21 protein-coding genes are annotated in these 16,546 nt (G+C 47.5%); 14 read left to right on the top strand and 7 right to left on the bottom strand.

Annotation, left to right across the window (positions count from 1 at the left end; all coding sequences use genetic code 11):
* Window positions 1-2: 2 nt before the first annotated feature.
* The 5 genes from xerC to lptM are packed head-to-tail and all read right to left on the bottom strand — an operon-like array spanning window position 3 to window position 3,739.
* Window positions 3-905 (bottom strand): tyrosine recombinase XerC, encoded by a 903-nt coding sequence (xerC, locus tag AC2T15_RS09160; RefSeq protein WP_053100209.1) that lies wholly within the window; start codon window positions 903-905, stop codon window positions 3-5.
* The gene (locus AC2T15_RS09165) at window positions 905-1,570 is read right to left on the bottom strand and encodes a DUF484 family protein (protein ID WP_486778112.1); all 666 of its coding nucleotides are present in this window, start codon (window positions 1,568-1,570) and stop codon (window positions 905-907) included. Before AC2T15_RS09165 ends, xerC begins: the two co-directional genes overlap by 1 nt.
* Window positions 1,567-2,328 carry a diaminopimelate epimerase gene (locus tag AC2T15_RS09170; RefSeq protein ID WP_486778113.1) on the bottom strand — a complete coding sequence of 254 codons (762 nt, stop codon included), beginning with the start codon at window positions 2,326-2,328 and terminating at the stop codon, window positions 1,567-1,569. The genes AC2T15_RS09165 and AC2T15_RS09170 overlap by 4 nt, the downstream gene beginning before the upstream one ends.
* Window positions 2,329-2,333: 5 nt before the next feature.
* The gene (gene lysA, locus AC2T15_RS09175) at window positions 2,334-3,584 is read right to left on the bottom strand and encodes a diaminopimelate decarboxylase (protein WP_486778114.1); all 1,251 of its coding nucleotides are present in this window, start codon (window positions 3,582-3,584) and stop codon (window positions 2,334-2,336) included.
* 14 nt (window positions 3,585-3,598) lie between these two features.
* Window positions 3,599-3,739: an LPS translocon maturation chaperone LptM gene (lptM, locus tag AC2T15_RS09180; RefSeq protein WP_053100216.1), complete on the bottom strand. Its 141-nt coding sequence runs from the start codon at window positions 3,737-3,739 to the stop codon at window positions 3,599-3,601.
* A 161-nt stretch (window positions 3,740-3,900) separates the two neighbouring features.
* Here lptM and cyaY point away from each other — a divergent pair, with 161 nt between their 5' ends.
* Together cyaY and rnk are read left to right on the top strand one after the other, a co-directional pair.
* Window positions 3,901-4,233, top strand: coding sequence for an iron donor protein CyaY (gene cyaY / locus AC2T15_RS09185; RefSeq protein ID WP_486778115.1), 333 nt, complete (start codon window positions 3,901-3,903; stop codon window positions 4,231-4,233).
* A gap of 177 nt (window positions 4,234-4,410) precedes the next feature.
* Window positions 4,411-4,818, top strand: a complete 408-nt coding sequence (gene rnk, locus AC2T15_RS09190) for a nucleoside diphosphate kinase regulator (protein ID WP_486778116.1) — start codon at window positions 4,411-4,413, stop codon at window positions 4,816-4,818.
* A 69-nt stretch (window positions 4,819-4,887) separates the two neighbouring features.
* On the opposite strand, the gene trxC is transcribed toward rnk, so the two are convergent.
* Window positions 4,888-5,319: a thioredoxin TrxC gene (trxC, locus tag AC2T15_RS09195; protein ID WP_486778117.1), complete on the bottom strand. Its 432-nt coding sequence runs from the start codon at window positions 5,317-5,319 to the stop codon at window positions 4,888-4,890.
* 153 nt (window positions 5,320-5,472) lie between these two features.
* Between trxC and AC2T15_RS09200 the strand changes: the two genes are divergently transcribed.
* The 10 genes from AC2T15_RS09200 (at window position 5,473) to AC2T15_RS09245 (ending at window position 14,118) form a co-directional block, all read left to right on the top strand.
* The gene (locus AC2T15_RS09200) at window positions 5,473-5,985 is read left to right on the top strand and encodes a GspH/FimT family pseudopilin (RefSeq protein ID WP_486778118.1); all 513 of its coding nucleotides are present in this window, start codon (window positions 5,473-5,475) and stop codon (window positions 5,983-5,985) included.
* A gap of 226 nt (window positions 5,986-6,211) precedes the next feature.
* Window positions 6,212-7,504 carry a polynucleotide adenylyltransferase PcnB gene (gene pcnB / locus AC2T15_RS09205; protein WP_486778119.1) on the top strand — a complete coding sequence of 431 codons (1,293 nt, stop codon included), beginning with the start codon at window positions 6,212-6,214 and terminating at the stop codon, window positions 7,502-7,504.
* Window positions 7,505-7,541: 37 nt separating this feature from the next.
* Window positions 7,542-8,066: a 2-amino-4-hydroxy-6-hydroxymethyldihydropteridine diphosphokinase gene (gene folK / locus AC2T15_RS09210; protein ID WP_486778120.1), complete on the top strand. Its 525-nt coding sequence runs from the start codon at window positions 7,542-7,544 to the stop codon at window positions 8,064-8,066.
* A 98-nt stretch (window positions 8,067-8,164) separates the two neighbouring features.
* Window positions 8,165-8,965 carry a 3-methyl-2-oxobutanoate hydroxymethyltransferase gene (gene panB / locus AC2T15_RS09215; protein WP_053102782.1) on the top strand — a complete coding sequence of 267 codons (801 nt, stop codon included), beginning with the start codon at window positions 8,165-8,167 and terminating at the stop codon, window positions 8,963-8,965.
* A complete protein-coding gene (panC, locus tag AC2T15_RS09220) occupies window positions 8,962-9,810 on the top strand; it encodes a pantoate--beta-alanine ligase (protein ID WP_486778121.1) in 849 nt (282 codons plus the stop codon). The genes panB and panC overlap by 4 nt, the downstream gene beginning before the upstream one ends.
* A 75-nt stretch (window positions 9,811-9,885) precedes the next feature.
* Window positions 9,886-10,266: an aspartate 1-decarboxylase gene (gene panD, locus AC2T15_RS09225; protein ID WP_053100230.1), complete on the top strand. Its 381-nt coding sequence runs from the start codon at window positions 9,886-9,888 to the stop codon at window positions 10,264-10,266.
* Window positions 10,267-10,316: 50 nt separating this feature from the next.
* Window positions 10,317-11,978 (top strand): glucose-6-phosphate isomerase, encoded by a 1,662-nt coding sequence (gene pgi / locus AC2T15_RS09230; protein ID WP_486778122.1) that lies wholly within the window; start codon window positions 10,317-10,319, stop codon window positions 11,976-11,978.
* Between the two features lie 200 nt (window positions 11,979-12,178).
* Window positions 12,179-13,357 carry an acetyl-CoA C-acetyltransferase gene (locus tag AC2T15_RS09235; protein ID WP_486778123.1) on the top strand — a complete coding sequence of 393 codons (1,179 nt, stop codon included), beginning with the start codon at window positions 12,179-12,181 and terminating at the stop codon, window positions 13,355-13,357.
* 157 nt (window positions 13,358-13,514) lie between these two features.
* Window positions 13,515-13,817, top strand: a complete 303-nt coding sequence (locus AC2T15_RS09240) for a DUF2845 domain-containing protein (protein ID WP_286639885.1) — start codon at window positions 13,515-13,517, stop codon at window positions 13,815-13,817.
* Window positions 13,786-14,118 carry a DUF2845 domain-containing protein gene (locus AC2T15_RS09245; RefSeq protein ID WP_286593208.1) on the top strand — a complete coding sequence of 111 codons (333 nt, stop codon included), beginning with the start codon at window positions 13,786-13,788 and terminating at the stop codon, window positions 14,116-14,118. The genes AC2T15_RS09240 and AC2T15_RS09245 overlap by 32 nt, the downstream gene beginning before the upstream one ends.
* A 37-nt stretch (window positions 14,119-14,155) precedes the next feature.
* Here AC2T15_RS09245 and AC2T15_RS09250 read toward each other — a convergent pair whose 3' ends face one another.
* Complete coding sequence (locus AC2T15_RS09250; protein WP_486778124.1) at window positions 14,156-14,596, bottom strand: YtoQ family protein; 441 nt, start codon at window positions 14,594-14,596, stop codon at window positions 14,156-14,158.
* Between the two features lie 143 nt (window positions 14,597-14,739).
* On the opposite strand from AC2T15_RS09250, the gene AC2T15_RS09255 reads away from it, so the two are divergent.
* Both AC2T15_RS09255 and AC2T15_RS09260 read left to right on the top strand, forming a co-directional pair.
* Entirely contained in the window at window positions 14,740-14,973 is a 234-nt protein-coding gene (locus AC2T15_RS09255) for a PP0621 family protein (protein ID WP_286593210.1), read from the top strand.
* Window positions 14,945-16,546, top strand: a complete 1,602-nt coding sequence (locus tag AC2T15_RS09260; RefSeq protein ID WP_486778125.1) for a sensor histidine kinase — start codon at window positions 14,945-14,947, stop codon at window positions 16,544-16,546. Before AC2T15_RS09255 ends, AC2T15_RS09260 begins: the two co-directional genes overlap by 29 nt.

Here is a 16,546-nt window from a genome sequence, read left to right on the forward strand (position 1 = left end):
AACTAGTCTTCCCCTTTACGTTTTGCCCGTGGATGTGCCTGATCATAGACTTGGGCTAGATGCTGAAAATCTAAGTGGGTATAGATTTGCGTGGTACTAATATCGGCGTGGCCCAACAATTCTTGAACCGCCCGTAAATCTTGCGAGGACTCTAATAAATGGCTAGCAAAAGAATGACGTAACATGTGTGGATGCAAATGCTGACCTAACTCCCGCGCCCCCGCTAAACGCACGCGCTCACGGACAGTGGAAGCAGCAATCCGTTTACCGCGTACCCCTAAAAATAAAGCGTCATCCTGCGCTGCTACCTGGCCACGAACTGTTAACCACTGCTTAATGGCCTCACAGGCTTGTGGTCCCACTGGTAAAAATCGCTCTTTTCGGCCCTTACCCAAAACCCGCACCTGCCCTGCGACCAAATCAATATCGGGCAAATTCAGTCCGGTTAATTCAGATAAACGCAGCCCTGAAGAGTAAAATAATTCCAACATCGCATGATCACGCCGTTGTACAAAATCATCCCCTTGGGGCGCATCTAAAAGTTGCGTTGCCCGATCAACATCGAGTAAGCGCGGTAGCTTTTTCGCTTGTTTAGGTGGCCGAATGCCCTTCGCCGGATCATGTCGACAGTGCCCTTCACGCAATAAATAGCCATATAAGCTGCGCACCGCCGACAGCAAACGGGCAATACTGCGGCTAGCTAAGTTTTGCTTATGCAACTCACCCACCAGCCAACGGATATGACTAGGCTCAACCTGCTGCCAGTCAGTTAAGTGCTGCTTGCACAGTAGCCGAGCCGCCTTAGATAAATCATTACGGTAGGCGATTAAAGTATGCACAGATAGCTGCTTAACCGTTTGCAAGTGGGCTAAATACTGCTCAATTGCTGCGGTAAAGCCAAGCATTAAACTATCTCCCAGGTGCTCAGCAAGCGCGCCAAGACATCTGCCAAATAGCGTAAAAACAAAGTGTCCATCTGGTTGTCATAATAATGCAAGCTTGGATGACCAATGGCTAACAAGCCTTTGGTTTCTTGGTAATACAACTCAGCAACCGCACACGAGCCTACCCGCGATAAGGGCTGCTCAGTAAAGATATAAGCCAAGTCAGCAGCGGCTAAACGACCACTGATAGGTTGCGGCACATTGAGTAAATGGCCCAAGCGCTGTCGGGCTTCGCTAGGTTGGATGACCCTGCCTACCATCAATGGCTGTTCGCTAAACAATAGTAGGCTATAAAACGGCACCTGAAACACATGCCGCAGGTGCTCGTCTAAGCTACTCAAAGCCTCATCTAAACTGCCTGCCTCAAGCAGGGCCAAGGTCAGCAAGCGAGTTTTTTCAAACAGCTGACTGTTATCTCGGGCAATAGCCATTAACTCATGGTTGGCCTTGGTTTGCTCTGCCAACTTAGCTCTAAGTAGCTGCAGCTGTTTTTCCACCAGCGAAATAGTACCCGGATGATGATGCGGTATCCGTAGCTGCAGCAATAACTCCGTATGTTCTTGAAAAAAATCCGGATGCTGGGTGAGGTACTCCGCCACTTGCTCTGCCGTCATACTGTGTTTCATACCCTGATTTTTCCTTCATACACCCGCTCAGCACTGGCGCTAATCACTGCTGGCGCGTTGGCATCAGGCCAACTAACAAGCAATGGCCCATGCGCGGTGCTAATGGTCGCCGGTGATCCGAGCCGAGCTTGACTCATGGCAAATAACGCCGCTGCACTTGCAGCCTCAATCTGATCGCACAGATGCAGCCGTTGTAAACACCAGCGGCTATGACTGGCGCTACTATGGCTGGTCAAGGTTAATAGGCTTACTCTCAGCGCGTGCTCACGGAATACGTCAGTCCACTGACGATGCAATTGCTCAACCGTTAACTGCTGCTCGCTAAGCCAAATGGCATGATTCTGCTGTAACAGCGTAATCCGCTGCTGCTGTGTATTGGGGCTAATGTGGATAGCTGCCACCTCCACTTCAATCAAGCCATCATTGCGCAACTGCGCAGTAAATCGATCCTGGGATGTCTCTAACTGCAGCCGCTGCTTTAAAGTTAAGCGTTTATCAATTGCAAAGCGCACCACGCAGCGCAAATCAGCTACCGCTGGCAATACTTCATCACCTGCCGAATTAAATACCCGACAGCGAAAATCCACATCAGGCCGAGTCGGTACTTCCACCGTAATCAAGCGCTCAAAGCCAATTCCTGTCTTGCGCTGGCTCCACTCTTTAATTAAGCGTGGCTGCACATAGGCATGCTGACCAACAAGGTCAATCACCATGAAGTCAACTCCAAGGCTGTGCATCTTAGTAAAACGCAACAGCATGTGACTTACTCCGTGGGGATTTGCTCGTGGGCAAATAACTCGGCAATGGTTTCTCGGCGACGGGCTAAATGCACTCGATCACCATCCACTAATACTTCAGCAGCACGGCCACGACTGTTGTAATTCGAACTCATCACAAAGCCATAAGCTCCTGCAGAACAAACCGCCAGCAAATCACCTTCGGCTAAGGCTAAGCGCCGTTCTTTACCTAAAAAGTCTCCGGTTTCACAGACAGGACCAACCACATCGTATTCATACTCCGCAGTGTCGCGCGGCTTAACTGGCACAATATCCATCCACGCCTCATACAATGCAGGGCGAATCAGATCATTCATCGCCGCATCAACCACCGCAAAGTTTTTATGCTCGGTGTGTTTTAGATACTCCACTTGAGTCAATAAAACCCCTGCATTAGCAGCAATATAACGGCCTGGCTCAAAAATCAGCTTAAGCGCGCGACCGGCAATTTTTTGCCGAACGGCAGCCATATACTCACCTGCACAAGGTGGTTGCTCATCGCGATACTTAACTCCTAACCCACCGCCTAAGTCTAAGTGTTCAATGACAATGCCTTGCTCGGCTAAGCGATCAACCAGCACTAACACTCGATCTAAGGCATCTAAAAAAGGCGCTAGCGTCGTCAATTGTGAGCCAATATGGCAATCAACACCCACCACTTTAAGATGACTCAAGGCTGCCGCGCGGGTGTATACAGCTTCAGCTAGATTAATATCAATCCCAAACTTATTATCTTTTAAGCCGGTAGAGATATAGGGATGGGTCCCCGCATCCACATCCGGATTCACTCGCAGTGAAACCGGTGCAATCACATTCATACTGGCAGCCACTTGCTGTAAACGCTCAAGCTCTTCTGTAGACTCCACGTTAAAGCAGTACACGCCTACTTCTAACGCGCGGCGCATTTCCGCAGCGGTTTTACCGACGCCAGAAAATACCACCCGCTCAGGCTTTCCACCGGCGGCTAAAACCCGCTCTAACTCGCCGACTGAGACAATATCAAAGCCGGCTCCCAACTTAGCTAAAACACTCAATACCGCTAAGTTAGAGTTAGCTTTTACTGCAAAACAGACCATGGACGGCTGCCCGTCTAAGGCATCAGCATAAGAGCGATATTGCGCCTCTAAATGGGCTTTAGAATACACATAGGTCGGTGTGCCATACTGCTCAGCAATAGCCGCGAGCGCAGTGTCTTCAGCAAACAGCTGACCATTACGATAGGTAAAAACATTACTCATTGATCACTCCTCACTTACAGTTCATAGCGATCTTTACGATGCTCTTGCGCCGCTTTTTCATCATCAGGGTGATATAACGCCCCTTTTTGTCCGCAGCCCACAGCGCCAGCTAAGAGTAGAGAAACCATCAACAACGGAAGCCAAGTACGCTTCATTAGACATTTCCTTTCAAAATTCAATAATGCTCCGAGTATACCGACCCAGCCTAAACTTGCCTATGCACAGAGACAAAGCCTAGGTAGGATTAGTGTAATTATTTTGTGACCTAAGCTTTCTAAGAGCTTGATTTTTTTACTGACTACGAGGCCAATCCCCGATGAGTATCAGCGAAGCGACGTTCCATGAGTTAGTCGATCAAACCCAGCGCCAAATTGAAGACTTACTTGAAGCCACCGATCTAGACTTTGACTTAGAAAATAGTGGCGGTATTTTGACTATTATCTGCGAGAACCAAAGCCAAGTAATTATTAGCCGCCAAGCGCCTCTTAAACAGTTATGGGTCGCGGCACGCAGCGGCGGCTTTCATTTTGACTATGACAACGAGCAGCAGCAATGGCTCAACAGCAGCAGCGCACAACCACTGGCAGAGCGCTTACAGGCGGTGTTTAGCGAGCAAGCCGGTGAAAGCCTAGACTTTAGCAGCCTCTAAATTTATTTATGCTGGGCAATCTTGCATATTTAAAGCGCTGTGGTAGCTTATTGCTTTCCTTTCTAGCTTATTTTTTATAGCTACAAATCGTTTAAATTCTCATTTTTATATTTTTAAACCCCGCTGATAACTTAGCGGGGTTTTTCATTCTATTGCGCTCTAAAAGGAGGCAACTCTATGTCAACTAAACCAGCGATCACACTCACGCGTTTAGATATGCAGCGTTTAGAACGCTTATTAGACTCCCTTGATGACTTTACTCCAGCGGCTGAAGCTTTAGAGCAAGAGATTGCCCGTGCTCAGGTAATTGGTCACTTAGAAATCGCCCATGACATCGTCACCATGAACTCCAAAGTGCACTGCATTGAAGAGAACAGTCAAAAACAATATGTGGTGACGCTGGTCTATCCACAGGATGCAGGTAATCCTGGCACGGTCTCCGTGCTGGCGCCAATTGGGTCAGCACTACTCGGTCTGAGCTGCGGCCAATCAATTAACTGGCCCACCAGTGCCACTAAAAGCTTGCAGCTGAAAGTGCAACAAATCAAGTATCAACCCGAAGCAGCCGGTGACTTCACGCTCTAGCCTAGAGCTAGGCTAAGCCAAGGCATGTATCACCGCGCTTGGCTTAGCCTTCATTGAGCAATAGTTAACTTATAAACTGATTCCTTGAGCTTGCAGCCACTGTTCTAATTGAGCTGCCGACAACGCACCACTCATACGAGCAATCTCTTGCCCAGCCTGGTACAAAATTAACGTTGGAATTGAACGAATGCCCAGCTCACCGGCTAACGACTGCTGCTCTTCACTGTTTAATGAGGCAAACCGACATTTGGCGAAAAAGTCTTCTGCTGCGGTCTCAAAAGTTGGAGCAAACTGACGACAAGGACCACACCAACTGGCCCACACATCAATCAGTAAGGGTAAATCGCCCTTAATTTGTTGGGCAAAGTTTTGCTGAGTGAGGATTAACGGGCTATCTACTAGCACCTCAGCTTTACATTGCCCACAATGCGGATTATCGACTAGACGCTGTTTAGGTACACGATTTAAAGCGCCACATGCCGCGCAAGGAGTCACTAACATAACCACCTCTATCGATTAAAAACGAAGTTCTAGTCAGCATAGCCCTATTGCACAAAAATTCAATTTTCAATCAGTGATACCGTACTGCCAAGCCACTCAGTTGCTAACCGCCTGAAGACCGCTATACCTAGCACACAGTATAGGAGGTCAGCTATGGCGCTTAATTACCACGCCCAGCAGGGAATTACATTATTTGAACTGATGATTACTCTGGCATTAGTTGCAATCCTAGCCAGCTTAGCGCTGCCAGTATTCGAGCCGTTGATCAAACGTAATCAAGTCCAGGTACTCACACTGCAATTAACGCGCAGCTTGGCGTATGCGCGTAGCCAAGCCATTACCCAACATACCCCAATTAGCCTGTGTGGTTCCAGCAATGGCAGCGACTGCAGTGCTAGCTGGCATTCGGGCTGGCGAATTTATCAGCCCAACAATCAGCAAACATTACGCTTTGTTCGCCTCGAATCAACTCAGCTACAACTGCAATGGCGCGGCTTTCGCCCGCAGATCCACTACTTGGCCGATGGCACAACACCAACTAGTAACGGCCGTTTACTGCTGTGCGCGCAAGACCAATTACAGCAATTACTGATTCTTAATCGTCAAGGCCGTTTGCGTACTGCTAACCTAAGTGAACGTCAAGAAAACCAAGCCTTTTGCCAATAGCTTACAGATTCACATTCACCATCGACTAAGACAGTGGTAGAATCCGACCCATCTTTTGCGTCTCATGGGTTTTATCTGCTGTCAGTATTCACAGCAGAGCGCTAATTTTCCGGCAAAGGCTTCAGCATTTAACCCGATGAGCGTTCATGCACTGGTATTCAATCCATCTTGTCACTAGATGCAGTGCACTTATTAATCTACTCGTGTGAAATTTAGCCCTGAATCCATGCAAATTATTGCTGCAAAACACCATCAATTAACCAACCAAAACTTCTCTCACAATGCGGTTCAGGTTGCTTTAACCATTCAACAGGCTGGCTTTGAGGCTTATTTAGTCGGCGGCTGTGTACGTGATTCGTTACTCGGCATGCGCCCTAAAGACTTCGATGTAGCGACCAACGCCACACCTGAGCAAGTCAAAGCCATTTTTAATCGTAACGCGCGAATTATTGGCCGACGTTTTAAATTAGTGCATGTTTATTTCGGCCGCGAACTCATTGAAATCGCCACCTTTCGCAGTGATCACGCCGAACAGCCTAGCCATAACACGGATCGCTCGGCGCATAACGAAAAAGGCCGCATTCTGCGAGATAACGTCTACGGTACCCGCGATGATGATGCAGTGCGCCGCGACTTTACCATTAATGCCTTGTACTTTGATCCAAACTCGCAACAGATCTATGACTACGCCCACGGCGTACGAGATATCCAACAGCGTTTAATTCAGTTAATCGGCGATCCACGCCAACGCTATTTAGAAGACCCCGTTCGGATGCTGCGTGCTATTCGCTTTGCGGCCAAACTTAACTTTGCGATTGAAGAAAAAACCGCTGCACCGATTCCTGAGTTAGCGCCGCTCTTGCGTGATATTCCAGCCGCGCGTTTATATGATGAAAGCCTGAAGTTATTTTTATCTGGCTATGCCCTGAAAACCTTTCATGCCTTACAACAATTTGGTTTATTTGGTCAGTTATTTCCGGCCACCCAGTTACTGATAGAACAAGGCTCGCAGCATGCGCAGTTATTGGTTGAAAATGCGCTACGCAATACCGATGAGCGGATTCATGCAGGTAAACCTGTCACCCCCGCCTTTTTATTTGCCGCGCTAATTTGGCCCGATGTGCTGGCCCGCAGCCAAAACCTTGAAGCCCAAGGCATGCATGCCATTGAGGCCTTACAAGAAGCGGCACACTGGGCGATGCACAATCAGGTGCAGCGAATTGCTATCCCGAAACGCTTTACCCTACCCGCCCGTGAAATATGGGCCTTACAGCAGCGCTTAGGCCGTCGCCAAGGTAAACGTGCAGAAGCCTTATTGGCCCATCCACGCTTTCGTGCAGCCTACGATTTTTTACTGCTGCGGGAAAGCGCAGGCGAAACCACCGATGATTTAGGTGATTGGTGGACCCACTATCAAGTGGCTGAGCCTGAACAGCGCCAGCAGATGCAAGCAGCCCTAGGCCGAGCAAAGAATGGTGCCAATAAAGCCAAGCGGCGCTACCGCAAACGCACTAACTGAATCTACCTTCGCCCGCCATGAGAGTTAAAGTTAAGCCGTGACTTCTTCTATTGTTTATCTGGGTTTAGGCAGTAACCTCAAGCAACCCGAACTGCAACTACAACACGCATTAAGCGCACTGGCGCAATTGCCTAATAGCCAGTTATTGGATTATTCATCCCTTTATTCCAGCACCCCGATTGGAGTACCTGGCCAACCGCGTTACGTTAATGCGGCGGCAAAACTTAAAACCGATTTAGCGCCTTTAGCCCTGCTCGATCAACTGCAAGCGATCGAACTCAATCAAGGGCGCATCCGTGACGGCGAACGTTGGGGACCGCGCACCCTAGATCTGGATATTTTACTGATTGATCAGCGCAGTATTTGCTCAGAAAGACTCACGGTGCCCCATTATCAAATGCATTTGCGGGCTTTTGTATTACAGCCTTTACTGGAAATTAGTACACCAGCACTGTGCCTGCCCAACGGTCAGCAACTTGCACAACTGATTCAAGCGTGTCCGCCAGACCCCGATTTACATATCATTAAGTCGCGTACCACCCTTGAGCTGCCTATACTTTAGTATTAATCAAGAAGCGCTTGGCATGTTGACTTAAGCCACTGAGAACAAGAATATAACAGCCCTATTGCGTGCCTTGCCGGCACCTAAGAGGAATAACAATGAAGCCAAACATTACACTGACAACACTTAATAAACTGAAACAACAGGGTGAAAAAATCACTATGTTGACCAGTTACGATGCCACATTTTCCCATGTAGCAAGTAGCCATGGCGTTGAAGTCATTCTGGTTGGCGATTCGTTAGGCATGGTACTCCAAGGTCACGACAGCACCTTACCGGTTTCCATTGCTGATATGGCTTACCACACCGCTGCAGTTAAGCGCGGCAATCAGGGCGCATTAATTGTTAGCGATCTACCATTTATGGCGGCAGCCACTCTTGAGCAAACCTATGCCAGTTGCGCCCAGCTGATGCAAGCCGGTGCCCACGTGGTTAAATTAGAAGGCGGCGCTTGGTTAGCGGACACCGTACAACGCCTTAATGAGCGTGGTATTCCAAGCTGTATTCATCTTGGACTCACGCCACAATCGGTCAATGTTTTTGGTGGCTATAAAGTACAAGGTCGTGGTGATGCTGCCCAAAAACTATTTGATGACTGCTGCGAATTAGCCGCAGCAGGCGCTGCTATGCTACTTCTGGAGTGTGTGCCTAGCGAACTAGCCAGCCGTATCAGCCAAGCGGTTGAAATTCCAGTGATAGGCATTGGTGCAGGACCAGGGGCTGACGGACAAGTCTTAGTTCTACACGATATGCTGGGACTCTCTTTAACCGGCCGCGTCCCTAAGTTCGTAAAAAACTTTATGCAAGACCAACCTTCCATTAGCTCTGCTATCGCTGCCTATGTTAAGGCAGTTAAAGATGGCTCTTTCCCTGCTCAGGAACACGAATTTTCCGCATGAACACCTTAACCACTGTTGCCCAAGTTCGCGAAGCAGTTAAAAACTGCCGTGCGCAAGGATTACGTATCGCACTAGTCCCCACCATGGGTAACCTGCACTCAGGCCATATTGCCTTAGTTAAGCACGCACTAGCACACGCCGATGTCGTCATTGCCAGTATCTTTGTTAACCCCATTCAGTTTGGCCCCAACGAAGACCTAGCGACCTATCCACGTACCTTACAGCAAGACCAAGAAAAGTTAGCCACTGCAGGCTGCCACTTGCTGTTTACCCCAAGCGTTGAAGAAATGTACCCCGCTGGCTTAAACGCACAAAGCACAATCCGTGTGCCTTTAGTCTCTGAGGGCTTGTGCGGTGGTAGTCGCCCTGGGCATTTCGATGGTGTTGCCACAGTAGTGAGCAAGTTATTTAATATCGTCCAACCCGATATGGCAGTCTTTGGTGAAAAAGACTTTCAGCAGTTGGCTGTTATCCGTAAATTAGTGGCTGACTTTAACTTGCCCATTGAAATTCTTGGTGCTCCAATTGTACGCGATGCTGACGGTCTTGCACTGTCTTCACGTAATGGCTACCTCAGTGATGAAGAGCGCCAACAAGCTCCGGCTTTATTCCACTGCTTAAAGGCGCTGGTTGAGAAAATTGTGCAAAATCCGCTCGAAATGGCTTCGGCTATGGAGCACACTAAGGCCCAATTAAGCGCCACGGGCTTCACCCCGGACTATCTTGAAGTGCGTGATGCAGACACCCTGGCCCCTTGGTCTGAGGAATCGCGCGCGGGGGTTGTCTTAGTGGCTGCCACCATCGGTACCACCCGTTTAATCGACAATCTAAGCTTTACTCTTTAATTTTGTCTGCAAGCCATTTGAGATGGCTTGCAGTTAGCCTGGCACTACTTTTAAGCGTCTGTTGAGGAAAATACTATGCAAAGCATCATGTTGAAAGCTAAGCTACATCGCGCCGTGACCACTCACGCAGTGATTGATTACGAAGGCTCTTGCGCGATTGATAGCGACTGGCTCGATATGAGCGGCATTCGCGATAACGAACAAATTCAAATTTATAACGTAGATAATGGTGAACGTTTCACTACCTATGCGATTCGGGGTGAAGCTGGGAGCAAAATCATTTCGGTCAATGGCGCAGCGGCCCATAAAGCAGCCGTAGGCGATCGCCTAATTATTTGCGCCTACGCAATCTACGATGAAAGCGAATTAGATGCACACCAACCACGCATTTTATACATGGATGCCAACGGTGATTTAAGCCATAGCAGCCACGCTATTCCTGTACAGCTGGCTTAATCGTTGTTACTTACCCTGCCCTTAATTAAGGGCAGTTTTGGATCTGCCTTATGACCACGCTAAATCATACTGATGCCAGTTTACTGCCTGCTTGGAAAGCGTTAGAGAGGCACCAGTTGGCGATGCAGGCCTACTCGATGCGCGACGCTTTCGCCGAAGACCCGCAGCGCTTTGCTAAGTACTCCTTGCAGCATGAAGGTTTACTGCTGGATTTTTCTAAAAACCTCATCACCGAGCAAACCCTTGAGCTCTTACAAGACCTAGCCCAGCAAACTGGCATGAAAGCAGCGATTCAACAAATGTTTAGTGGCGAGGCGATTAATGGTTCAGAGCAGCGCCCTGCTTTACATACGGCGCTGCGACGCCCGATAGGCGATCGGCTAGAAGTTAATGGCCAGGACATCATTCCCGAGATTCATCAAGTATTGCAGCGTATCACTGAGCTGGTAGGTAAAATCCACAATGGCTTATGGCGCGGCTATACAGAAAAAGCTATCACCGATGTGGTTAATATTGGCATTGGTGGCTCTTTTTTAGGTCCACAGTTAGTTTCTGAAGCTTTATTACCCTACGCCCAACAAGGGGTACGCTGTCATTTTTTAGCCAATATTGATGGCAGTGAATTCCACGAACTGAGCCAACAGATTCAAGCAGAAACTACGCTGTTTGTTATTTCTAGTAAATCATTTAGCACCCTAGAAACCTTAAAAAACGCCGAGACCGCCCGTAGCTGGTACTTTGCTCAGGGTGGCTGCCCAGATAAATTGGATCGCCACTTTATTGCCGTCTCAAGCAATACCCAAGCCGCCGAACAGTTTGGCATCGCCTCAGCTAACGTATTTCCTGTATGGGACTGGGTGGGCGGACGTTACTCTTTATGGTCAGCGATTGGCTTACCTATTGCGCTGTCGATTGGCATTGCCAATTTTAAAGAGCTACTGGCTGGCGCTTGGGATATGGACCAACATTTTCAAAGCGCGCCATTTAAGCAAAATATGCCAATGCTAATGGCACTTTTAGGGATTTGGTACGGTAATTTTTGGGGCGCGCAAAGCCAGGCGATTTTGCCCTATGATCATTACCTGAGAAACTTCACCCAGCATTTACAACAGCTGGATATGGAGTCTAATGGTAAACAAGTACGTCAAGATGGCGCGCAACTGAACTATCAAAGCGGTCCAGTAATTTGGGGAGGCGTAGGCTGTAATGGTCAGCACGCCTATCACCAATTACTACACCAAGGTACCCTGCTCATCCCTGCCGACTTTATTGTACCCATTGTGAGCTACAACCCTATTGGTGATCATCATCAATGGCTGTACGCCAACTGTTTATCGCAAAGTCAGGCATTAATGCAAGGCAAAACTCTAGAAGAGGCCACTGCTGAACTACAAGCAGCAGGCTATAGCACAGCAGCCGTCACTGCTATTGCCCCACACAAAGTTATTCCAGGTAACCGCCCCAGCAATACCCTAGTTCTTGAGCGGGTTAGCCCGCGTAATCTAGGTGCATTAATTGCACTCTATGAGCACAAAGTATTTGTCCAAAGTGTTATCTGGGGTACCAATGCCTTTGACCAATGGGGTGTTGAGCTTGGGAAAGTCCTAGGCCATGAAGTGTATCAGCAACTCATAGGAAGCCATGCAGCAGCCGAACTTGATCCTTCTACTCAAGGCTTAATTCAGTTTTTCCGCCAGCGACACCGCGGTTAGCATCTGCCGGTCATACAAGCCGGCAGCCCATTTTTTGGAGTATGGAAGATCTGCAATTCCCTATCAGCTAAACGAATAACAATTAAAATCATTCATTTGGCTTATTAAACTTGCAGGACATTTGATATAGGATTCATCTAGAGTAATCTAGTATTTTATCTAGCTAAATCTAAGTAAATCTTACCAGCAAAGGTGTAATTATGCGTGAAGTCGTAATTGTTGCAGCAAAACGTACTGCTATTGGTGCCTTCCAAGGCAGCCTAGCCAATGTATCAGCGCCTGACTTAGGCGCCGCAGTTATCCGTGATTTACTAGCAGAAACCAAAGTAGCTGCAGAGCAAGTCGATGAAGTGATTCTCGGCCAAGTATTAACAGCAGCCAGCGGACAAAACCCAGCGCGTCAGTCAGTTATTAAAGCCGGTATGCCGGTCCAAGTGCCTGCTTTTACCTTAAACAAGGTGTGTGGTTCAGGTCTTAAAGCTCTGCACTTAGCAACCCAAGCCATTCGTTGTGGCGACGCCGAGATTATTATTGCTGGTGGCCAAGAAAATATGAGCCTCTCCCCTTATGTGCTGCCAAAAGCACGGACTGGCTTACGCATGGGTCATGCACAAATGGTTGATAGCATGATCGAAGACGGCCTGTGGGATGCATTCAACAATTACCACATGGGCATTACCGCAGAAAATCTAGTAGAAAAGTACGGCTTAACCCGTGAAGAGCAAGATGCCTTTGCTGCTGCTTCCCAGCAAAAAGCAGCGGCTGCTGTAGAAGCTGGCGTATTTGCCGATGAAATCACCCCAGTTGAAATTCCACAACGTAAAGGCGACCCAGTCGTCTTTGCCAAAGATGAGCAGCCACGTGCAGGCACCACCGCTGAATCATTAGCTAAGTTACGCCCTGCCTTTAAAAAAGACGGTAGCGTCACTGCAGGTAACGCCTCAACCCTAAACGACGGCGCTGCTGCGGTCATGCTAATGAGCAAAGAAAAAGCTCAAGAATTAGGCTTACCAGTACTGGCAACCATCAAAGCCTATGCCAATGCAGGTGTTGATCCAGCAATCATGGGAGTTGGTCCTGTTGATGCCACCAAACGCTGCTTAGCAAAAGCCGGCTGGGCGCTCAATGACCTAGACTTAGTCGAAGCTAACGAAGCCTTCGCTGCCCAAGCCCTATCAGTCAATAAAGAACTCGGCTGGGATACCAGTAAAGTGAACGTCAATGGCGGCGCTATTGCTTTAGGACACCCAATTGGTGCTTCAGGCTGCCGCGTACTGGTTTCTTTAGTTCACGAAATGGTGCGCCGTGATGCGAAAAAAGGTCTGGCAACACTGTGCATTGGTGGCGGACAAGGCGTTGCCTTGGCTATCGAGCGCTAAACCCGTCCTTACCCCCTAAGTTCACTAGAACTTAACGGGTACAGTCCTAAAAGCCCCAAGCCGTTAATCACGGCTTGGGGCTTTTTATCTAGACCACTAGATGAGTTAGACTTAAGGTCTTAAATAGTCGTGACAGGATTTTTCCAAGGAGCTCAACATGAAACTATTCCATCTAAGCTTTGGCCTACTGTTGCTCTGCCTTAGTCTGCCAAGCCAGGCCGCAACCTTTCGTTGTGGCAGCAAATTAGTCAGCCTAGGGGATCGCACCTTTCAGGTGCTACAAAAATGCGGTGAGCCGACCTACCGTGAAGCCCTGGGCTATGAGTTAAGTGATTACCCTTACTATCGCCGTGAAGCACCACTTAGTGAATGGGTATACGGTCCACGTAACGGCTTTATCTATTTTTTACGCTTTGAAGGAAATCGTCTTGCACAAATCACCTCACAGCGGGCTAATTAAAACGCTGGCCTTAGCCTGGCTTACTCTCAATTTATTCTGCACTGCGCTGCCAGCTAGCGCCAGCTCTACCCATCGCTGCGGCAGTAAGCTGGTTAGCTTAGGCGACAGTGCTTACACCGTCAATCAGGTCTGCGGTACTCCGCTAAGTATTGATGAACTGGGCTATACCGTGATGCGCGATAATTATGGTTATCGCTATGAAGTTAAAGTCGAGGAGTGGAGCTACGGCCCGAAAAATGGCATGTATTATTTCTTGCGCTTTACCGATGGTAAGCTAAGCGCGATTAAAAGCAGCCGATAAGTCTAATAAGGCTTACCGGCTGTCTATCAAGTTGCCGTTAGTCTTGAGTAACGTAACGTAAGATTTCAACCACCTGCTCACACGTCGTGGCCCAAGCCATAGCTGTTGCATCCACCTCTTTTAATGGATGAATAATGTCTTCGCCATGCAAGGTAATATAGGGCTTACCTAAGGCGGCGCAATAGCCTGCATCAAAGGCCGCATTCCACTGCTTATACTTATCGCCAAAGCGCACAACTACTAAGTCACTTTGCTCGATCAAGGTTTTAGTACGAATCGCATTCACCTTAGACGACTGATGGTCGCGCCAAAAAGCTTCAGTTTGCGCACCTAAATGATCACCCGCGGCGTCACTGGCAGCATGATCGGTGACGGGAGCGGTAAACGTAATTGCCAGCCCAAGCTGTTTAACTCTCTCAGCAATCTCTTCGCGCCAGTTACTATGGATCTCACCCGATAAGTAAACCGTAAAACTCATGACCTTAATCACCTCATCAAGTAGTTAAAAGATTCATGCTAGCGCAGCTATCTAAGTTTGCAAAATAAAATGCCTAGTAAGTACCCCTTTTCCATAGAAACGGGCAAACTGTAGGCAGTTTTTTAATGAGTAGGAATTTCGTTATGGGTATCGTACGTATCCTTGTATTCGTTGCGATTGGTTTCGCTATTTTCTGGGCCTGGAAACGGATATCAGAACTCAATCAAAGTAGTACGCCACGTGTACGCAACATCCAATCGGTTCGTTGTGCACAGTGTGGGGTGCATTTAGCAGAGTACAACGCAATACCTTATCGTTCTGAGTGGTTTTGTAGTGAAAGTCATAGAAATGTCAAACATCCTAATCAACAACAATAATAATTCTGTACTCAGCGACAAAAATTTACGAACCCTTAAACTCTATAATATTTATCGTTTATTATTAGGTGTATTATTTTTAGCGTTTATTTATAGCGACTTACAAGAATCATTATTAAAGTCATCTAACTTTCAATTACTTAGCTACAGCGTCTGGCTCTATCTTATTGCCAATGGTGCGCTCGCAGTTTTGCTAATTCGCCCACAGTCTAATCTACGACTGTTTTTATTAGGGCTATTTGATATTAGCCTATTAACTATTATGTTTTATGCTGCCGGTGGCATTTCCAGTGGCTTAGCTAACGTATTACTGATTGCAGTTGCTATTAATAATATTTTACTGCAAGGACGGCTTGGTATTTTGCTGGCAGCCCTAGCGGCAGCCGGGGTAATTTATCTTACCTTTTACCTCAGCCTCACTCAGCCTGAAGTTTCCAATCAGTTTGTACAAGCCGGTGCCGTAGGCGCACTCAGCTTTGCCGCAGCGTTCACGATTCAAGCGCTAACTAAGCGCTTACAAGCTACCGAAAATTTAGCCATTAGCCATGCTGCCGAGGTGGCTAATCTAGAAGCGCTGAATAATCTGATTTTACAGCGGATGCATACTGGAATTTTGCTGATTGACCATCAACACCGCATTGTACTAGCCAATAACAGCGCGCAAGCGATGTTTAACTGCTCAACTTTACAAGGCAGGCTGCTCGCTCCACATAGTCCGCTATTAATCGATCGTCTCAAACAATGGCAACAAAATCCTTCACGGCAAGTACTACCCTTTAAAATAACTGAAGGTAGTCCTTTATTACAGCCAACATTCATTGAGCAGTACTATCAAGCCAAACGACAAATTATTATTTTTTTAGACGATACCACCCAAGTTGTACAGAAAGCTCAACATCTTAAGCTAGCCTCTTTAGGACGTCTAACCGCTAGTATTGCCCATGAAATTCGCAATCCTTTGGGAGCTATTGACCATGCCGCACAGCTACTTTTCGAATCCCAAGCACTTGATAAACATGACTTGCGTTTAACGCAAATCATTCAAGATAACTCGCGACGCATGAACACCATTATTGAAAATATTCTTCAGCTTTCAAGACAGCGCCGAGCCGAACCAGAGGCTATTAATTTATCCAATGCAGTACGACAATTTACTGAGCGCTTTAACTTAGTGAAGCGCAGCAATGTTAATCTACATTTACACATTACTGCTGATAACATAATCAGCCATATTGACCAACAGCAACTCTATCAAGTACTTGAAAACTTAGTTAGCAACGGTCTATACCATAGCCAAAAAAAACATCCAATCGCAGAGGTTTGGATACGCCTTTACTTAAAACCTAATACTGAACAACCTATATTGGAAGTATCAGACAATGGAGAGGGTGTACCTTTTGTACAGCAAAGCCAGATTTTTGAGCCTTTTTTCACAACTGAGAACAAAGGGACTGGATTAGGCCTCTATATTTCGGCACAACTTTGTGAATCTAATGCCGCACGATTAGACTATGTAAACCGCGATGCAAAAGGTGCTTGTTTTAGAATTACTTTTGCCCATCCACATATTTGA

The organism is Thiopseudomonas sp. SA1F2-1K (assembly GCF_057443035.1).